A 6,185-nucleotide genomic window follows, 5' to 3' on the forward strand; every position below is an offset into this window, starting at 1 on the left:
GGGATAGTGGTAAGTAATGCAAACACCTCTTTGAGAGGTTTGTGACGAGTCAAGAGCAATGAGGCTTGAACAAAGTGAAAGCCAGCGTCTTTAGGCGCTGGCTGGTGATGTGGGCTTATAGCCCTGGAACAAACCACCCGTTAGACGGGTGGTTATGATTGTTAGAATTGTGTTCTACTATTTCTGATTAATAAAATCGAAGAATATACTCCAATCTTTCGGTAATTGCTCTCCATATTTCTCTTTTCTATAGTATAGATAGTTCGCCTTACGTCCAATTAAGAAACAAAAAACTAGAGCAACCAAGACTCCAACAAGGGGAAAGAAATAAATGACAGAAACTATTAACACTAGTTGCCACATACCTTTTGTAAGTAACCAAATTGGTGTGAACAAAAATGCCAACCAATTAAACTTTCCTTGATATTCTTCATTACTCCTTTCTATAGCAGAAAATTCATTTTGATAGTATTCGGAGTATGATTCATATGAGAAACTTCCCATAGTAGAGCCAAATGATTCTCTACCTCTTGCTCTACTATTAATTCTCATACCGCTAACTCTTACACCACATGAAGTACAAATTTCTTGTTCAGCTTTGGTTGGAGCTCCACAATTTTGACAATAATTATGACCATTTAATGGATTAATACCACAAGTCATACATATCTCAGCTTGCTCATTAACTTTACTTCCACAACTTTTGCAGAAAGCTTTAGAGCTTTCTGCACTGTTGTAACCATTTGATGCATTCCTTTGTTCAAGATTGACTCCGCATGCTAAACAAACAACTTGTTCTGGATTTGTATTTACTCCACAGTTATGACAGTGAGCATTTCCGCTCTGTGGATTTACTCCACAGTTTAAACAAAATTCAGCATTTTGATTTACTTCTTTTCCGCATGTTCTACAATACATTTATTAATCTCCTTAACTTATTTAATGTGATTTTTTTCTTGCGCCACTCTATTAATATGTCTAACTGAATAGCCATATTTTTTTGCAATTTCTCCTGAATTATTTCCGTTAAATTCTGCACACACTATTCTCTGTAATCCCTCCTTTGATAATAATCTCATGGGGAAATTAATATATCCTCCTCTATAATGGGAGTACAAAAGCATAGCATTTTCTTTTCCAATCAATGTAGCTAACTCCATATAAATCTTATTCCAATCACTAGGTTGTGTTTGTTCTAACGCCATTATTAATATTCTCCTCTACAATAAATTTAACTATCCTTTTCAGGACAAATCAACTGTCAAATGACCTAGACAAAACCAAGGAACTAGTCTGGACTTCACAATTCGGAAGCATTCCGTCATTTAAGCCTTTTTCGAATAATATATACCGTCTGTCTAGAGATCCCATTTTCCTTGGCAATTTGTGCAACTGGAAAATGTTTTTCAAGCATTTGTTTAACATTTTGATAAATTAATCGATCTTTAGCATTTTTAGCGTGTTCATGATACTGTATAGGGCGCCCTTTATAAACACCACGCTGTTTAGCTAACTCAATACCTTGGCGTTGTCTTTCTAAGATTTTTTCACGTTCATTTTGCGCTATATAACCTAACAATGAGAGAAACATATCAAACATAGCAGTGTCTAGTGTATTGTTTCCTGTATTAAAATTTAAAAAAGGCGCATCAATTATAGTTAACTTGATACGCCTTTGCTGTAATTGCCTTACAATCTCTTTTATATCTTGATAGTCTCTACCTAATCTATCGAGAGAAGATATTATAATTTCATCTCCTTCCCTTGCAAACTTTAATAGAGCTTTCAGTTCTTTACGGTTCATATCTTTACCGCTTACTTTTTCACTGAATACCTTATCAGCACACTCTTGCTTCATCATTTCAATCTGCCTAGCTAGGTTTTGATCTTTAGTTGATGCTCTAATGTATCCTATTTTCATCGTTTGCCCCTTTTTTGTCATGTATTTTTTACAACGCAGATAAATAACTCATCCTACTTGTCATAGTCAATTATAGATACACCTATTTTAGACAGATTACTTTTTTCTCTTTAACTCATTCGAAACAGATTTGGCTACTAAAGCTATTACTTCTAAAACTAAGATTAAACCAAACATCTTACTTACCTTTCTTTAAGAAATTTATATTCTAACAACTGGCGTTCCTTTGCCACTCCCAGTAAACTTCCTATTTGAGGAGAATCTAGTAAACTTATGAAGTAAATATATACTGTATTATACATGTAGATATCTACTTTGACTATGTTTCCTTCAAAGACTTTTTGATACTCACTAGGAAGTAGTTCCTCATCTAATTCCATATAGTCAAAAACATTGCTCTCGTAACTGATATTGTCAAATTCAATGTTCTCTTCAACAAGCTTAGATAGATAATCTATCGCTATTAATTTTTGATTCATGAAGCACTTGTCCTCTTTTAAAATTCCCTGCCAAATTCCCTGCTAGACTCTGTATTACTTATTAGTAAATCAACCACACGGAATGTCTTTATAATTATCGAGTGGGAATAGGTTACAAACCTAATTTAACAGTATTTAAGACTATTACAAAAGCTATGAAAGCCTATTTTGTAATTAGGTTCCCCCACCTAAAAAACCACCAAAATTTTTAGGTGGTTTTTTAGTAAATAATATATAAATTTAATACAATTAATTATTTTATTTATAAAGAACTTCTCAATAACTTGGCTATAATTTTTTGAAATTTATTGTGATATAAATAATAAAATATTTTTAAAATATGATTGCAAGCGCTTTCTTTGGCTTTGATTATTTATTGATATATAATAATAACTAGATAGATATTTACTTATTATCTTTAATTTATACATACTAAAAAAGTAAATGTCTAAATAAACAATCTAGAAAGGAGTAAAAATATGATTTGGTCAATTATTGTCGGAGGGTTTATAGGTTTTATTGCAGGAGGAATTACTAGAAAAGGTGGAGCAATGGGAATCATTGCTAACATCATTGCAGGGTTAGTAGGTTCATCTGTAGGACAAACACTATTTGGTTCTTGGGGACCTAGTCTAGCTGGAATGGCATTAGTTCCTTCTATTCTAGGTGCAGTTATTGTTGTCGCTGTTGTTTCATTCTTCTTTGGTAAAAAAGAATAAACAGCCTTTTTAGAAAATAGTAGGGTTTGAAATTAATTGATAAGTTGATTCAATATGTCAATAACAAAAATACTTTCTGTTTAAGAGCAACTAATTTTTAAACTACTATTTTATGTAGAAGGAGGGATTTATATAATACTAAGCGGAGATTCTAGTATGTCTGCAGAAGAGATTAAAGAAATTGCTAATGAAGCTAGAGAAGTAGTAAAAATTGCTACAGAAGAACTAAAAGAAATATTTGGTTATAACGAAGAATAATTTTTATAAAAACAGGAGGTACTATTATGTCAATAGAAGAAAAATTTGACCAAGCTAAAGGTTCAGTTAAAGAAGGTGTAGGAAAATTAACTGGTGATGAAAAGCTGGAAAAAGAAGGAACTGCAGAAAAAGTAGCTTCAAAAGTTAAAGAAGTTGCTGTAGATGCTAAAGAGGCTGTAGAAGGCGCAATCGAAGGCGTTAAAAATGTTGTAAAAAAAGATGAGAAATAATTTTTAAAATAATTATTTTCCTTAAAATTTAAATTAAAATAAGCTCTATTAATCTTATAACTGGTAAAACTGTTATAGAGGTTATAGAGCTTATTTATTTTTTTCACATTAAAGATTATTTCTAAAATTTGAATAGACTACTTCTTCCATAATTAATAACTACCAAGAACTTATACAAGTTTTATGATTCATGCAGCAAAAAACTCCACAATTCTTATCTTGCGGAGTTATAATCCTGTTCAATTTTATTGACCAAGTAATCCCTTAAAGAAATTGACGATTGCATTCCAGATATTGCTGAAGAAATTACCGCTATCTTCCAGAAGTCCGTTCGCGTCAAAGTTGAGGTTGATATTATTGAAGGTATCACCGGCCTTTGAGACAATACTGTTTTTCAGATCGTTGAGTGTCTTTGTGAAATCAGCATTTGTGATGACTCCGCTGCTTGAAAGATTGACCGCAAAGTTGACAATCAGGTTGATTTGGTCAGCTGTAATTGAGCTACTGAGTCCGTAGTTTTTCAGCGTTTCTTCAACGATTTTTCGGACATCATCTTCTGTCAGATTGCTGTTATTCTTTTTAGCATTGGCAACGGCTGCTTTAATATCCGCCAGAGCCACATTTAGCTTATCTGCATCATAACCGTCCTTACCTTGGTTTTCGGCATTAATATTTGAAAGTGCAGCTAATTCTTCCTGAGCCAAGTCTTTATTTTCCTGAGGAACGGTTGCTCCATTTTCTTCCAGCGAGTAATAAATACCGGCTAGAGCGCTTTCCCCAGTTACAGGGATAGGTGCTGCTACTGTAATTTCTGCATGCTGCACGCCTAGTGTAACGGCTGCATTACGATACATATCTTCTGTAACCTTGGTGATATTTTGCGGCGTAACAATCTTGACTTGCAATGGTTTCTTATTGCCTAATTTCTGGATTTTAACAGAAGAATACAGCTGTAAGCTAGAATCATTTGCTACATTCATAATTCTTGAATAGATATCAGTGGTCATTGTTTTCAGTGGCTTAGAATCACTGGATGCATTGTATCCCAGCAGCTGTAACGTTTGTGCTTTCTGGCTCTCATCTAGGGAATAGCCTAAAACGTACTCAGGTTGCACATAGGTTTCGTCAATCACCTTTTGTACGTTTGTGTCAGCCGTTGCTGTTGAAATGGTAAAGAGGGCAGCTACTAAAGCTCCTGCTGCCAGTAATGTTTTCTTGAATTTCATTTTACTCCTCAATCTATCTCTAAAACACTTATTTTTAGAGAAGTATATAGCAGCCGATGATATACATCAGTTGAACTAGAATGGAAAGTTAAACCTTCATTTTCTTTCCTGTAGAATAAAATAATATAAAATTCTTAAAATTTTCTTATAGGAAAAATATGCTAAGTCTTACGGATTAGTTATCTCAGAGAAGTTCAATTAGTACTTCTCGATTATCATACAAGTGGTTATACAGAGCTAGAGAGCTATTAATCTGCCTTCTAGCAACATTTCGAATTGCTGATTAGAAAGAAAGTTGTATGACAATCGTTCGGCTAGCTTAGAGATTCATTATAGCCATATTTGCAGGCCAATCTCACCTCGCCAAGTCATTGATATGATTGACAATACTAACCTGCTTTTGTAGATAAGACAGATTTTCATCTTGTCTTACTCTAAAATATAAAAGTCAACCAAATCCGAAAAACATTTTATAACAAAAATCTATTGAGAGAACTCTCTAAAATTTAAAAATCGAACCACATCTAGCGGAAAGAAATCCCTTGATGTGGTTCGATTTTTTTAGAGCTGCTTAAGTTCTGATTTCGAGTGCTTGCTTGAGTGAACTCTTATCAGGTCTACGCTTTCTTCTTACCTAGGTAAAGGGCTCCGCCTAGTGTACCGAGTCCCATCAGGAAGAGGAAGAAGTTCTCAACGGTACCAGTAGAAGGTAAGATGTTTTTCTTCTTCGGTTTCCCTGGTGTCTGCGGCTCTTCCGGTTTTGATGGAGGAGTTGTTGGAGGTACTTCCGGAGTGTGAACATTGGTAATATTGTAACCATTCACTTCTGGAGTATAACCTTCCGGAACATTCACTTCTTGGACTGTATATTTAATTTCTTTACCGTTCTGGTTTTTAGCTAGTCCTTCAAAATGATACTTCCAGCCGGTTGATTCACTCGCTGTAGCGATAAGTCCGGTATCCTGACCATCCGCAAGCAGTTTCACTTGGATAGAGCTTGGACGAATACCATCTTGGTTGTTATTATCATTCCATGTTTTCGTTCCTTCAACACGAGTCACTTTCGGTTCGTAATTGTTAGTTACATTCATCCCATTTGGGATTGATTGATAACCTTCTGGAACAGCGACTTCTGCGACTGTATAAGTGATTTCTTTGCCACCTTGATAGCGATCCAGTTCTGTAAACTCATACTTCCAACCAGTTGCTTCGCTCGCTGTGGCTATTTTACCAGTCGCTTTGCCATTGGCTAAGAGCTTCACAGTAATGGAGTCTGGACGTTTGCCATCTCGGTTATTGGCGTCGTTCCAAGTCTTTTGACCGCTTACTGTAATCTTCTCTGGAGTCAGCTT

The 6,185-nt window shown here is 34.8% G+C and carries 8 protein-coding genes; 2 read left to right on the forward strand and 6 right to left on the reverse strand.

Annotation, left to right across the window (positions count from 1 at the left end; all coding sequences use genetic code 11):
• Positions 1-177 precede the first annotated feature (177 nt).
• The 4 genes from FZ952_RS11290 to FZ952_RS11305 form a co-directional block, all read right to left on the reverse strand.
• The gene (locus FZ952_RS11290) at positions 178-918 is read right to left on the reverse strand and encodes a DUF2628 domain-containing protein (RefSeq protein WP_148881726.1); all 741 of its coding nucleotides are present in this window, start codon (positions 916-918) and stop codon (positions 178-180) included.
• 17 nt (positions 919-935) lie between these two features.
• On the reverse strand, positions 936-1,205 hold the full coding sequence (locus FZ952_RS11295; RefSeq protein ID WP_148881727.1) for a Mor transcription activator family protein: 270 nt from the start codon (positions 1,203-1,205) through the stop codon (positions 936-938).
• 116 nt (positions 1,206-1,321) lie between these two features.
• Positions 1,322-1,921 carry a recombinase family protein gene (locus FZ952_RS11300; RefSeq protein ID WP_148881732.1) on the reverse strand — a complete coding sequence of 200 codons (600 nt, stop codon included), beginning with the start codon at positions 1,919-1,921 and terminating at the stop codon, positions 1,322-1,324.
• Positions 1,922-2,103: 182 nt separating this feature from the next.
• Positions 2,104-2,400: a hypothetical protein gene (locus FZ952_RS11305; RefSeq protein ID WP_148881728.1), complete on the reverse strand. Its 297-nt coding sequence runs from the start codon at positions 2,398-2,400 to the stop codon at positions 2,104-2,106.
• 479 nt (positions 2,401-2,879) lie between these two features.
• On the opposite strand from FZ952_RS11305, the gene FZ952_RS11310 reads away from it, so the two are divergent.
• Both FZ952_RS11310 and FZ952_RS11315 read left to right on the forward strand, forming a co-directional pair.
• Entirely contained in the window at positions 2,880-3,119 is a 240-nt protein-coding gene (locus tag FZ952_RS11310) for a GlsB/YeaQ/YmgE family stress response membrane protein (RefSeq protein WP_148881729.1), read from the forward strand.
• A gap of 284 nt (positions 3,120-3,403) precedes the next feature.
• Entirely contained in the window at positions 3,404-3,607 is a 204-nt protein-coding gene (locus tag FZ952_RS11315) for a CsbD family protein (protein WP_148881730.1), read from the forward strand.
• A gap of 245 nt (positions 3,608-3,852) precedes the next feature.
• Here FZ952_RS11315 and FZ952_RS11320 read toward each other — a convergent pair whose 3' ends face one another.
• The gene (locus FZ952_RS11320; protein ID WP_148881731.1) at positions 3,853-4,833 is read right to left on the reverse strand and encodes a DUF1002 domain-containing protein; all 981 of its coding nucleotides are present in this window, start codon (positions 4,831-4,833) and stop codon (positions 3,853-3,855) included.
• Between the two features lie 617 nt (positions 4,834-5,450).
• Positions 5,451-6,185: Cna B-type domain-containing protein (locus tag FZ952_RS11325; RefSeq protein WP_262366368.1), on the reverse strand; the 735-nt coding region annotated here is incomplete at its 5' end.

The sequence above is a fragment of the Streptococcus sp. Marseille-P7376 genome (genome assembly GCF_902460385.1).
GTDB classification, from domain to species: domain Bacteria; phylum Bacillota; class Bacilli; order Lactobacillales; family Streptococcaceae; genus Streptococcus; species Streptococcus sinensis.

Excerpts from the sequence above, each read along its gene's own strand:
- FZ952_RS11300 (WP_148881732.1), bottom strand. The coding sequence starts at position 1,921 with ATGAAAATAGGATACATTAGAGCATCAACTAAAGATCAAAACCTAGCT.
- FZ952_RS11310 (WP_148881729.1), top strand. The coding sequence starts at position 2,880 with ATGATTTGGTCAATTATTGTCGGAGGGTTTATAGGTTTTATTGCAGGA.
- FZ952_RS11320 (WP_148881731.1), bottom strand. The coding sequence starts at position 4,833 with ATGAAATTCAAGAAAACATTACTGGCAGCAGGAGCTTTAGTAGCTGCC.
- FZ952_RS11305 (WP_148881728.1), bottom strand. The coding sequence starts at position 2,400 with ATGAATCAAAAATTAATAGCGATAGATTATCTATCTAAGCTTGTTGAA.
- FZ952_RS11315 (WP_148881730.1), top strand. The coding sequence starts at position 3,404 with ATGTCAATAGAAGAAAAATTTGACCAAGCTAAAGGTTCAGTTAAAGAA.
- FZ952_RS11295 (WP_148881727.1), bottom strand. The coding sequence starts at position 1,205 with ATGGCGTTAGAACAAACACAACCTAGTGATTGGAATAAGATTTATATG.
- FZ952_RS11290 (WP_148881726.1), bottom strand. The coding sequence starts at position 918 with ATGTATTGTAGAACATGCGGAAAAGAAGTAAATCAAAATGCTGAATTT.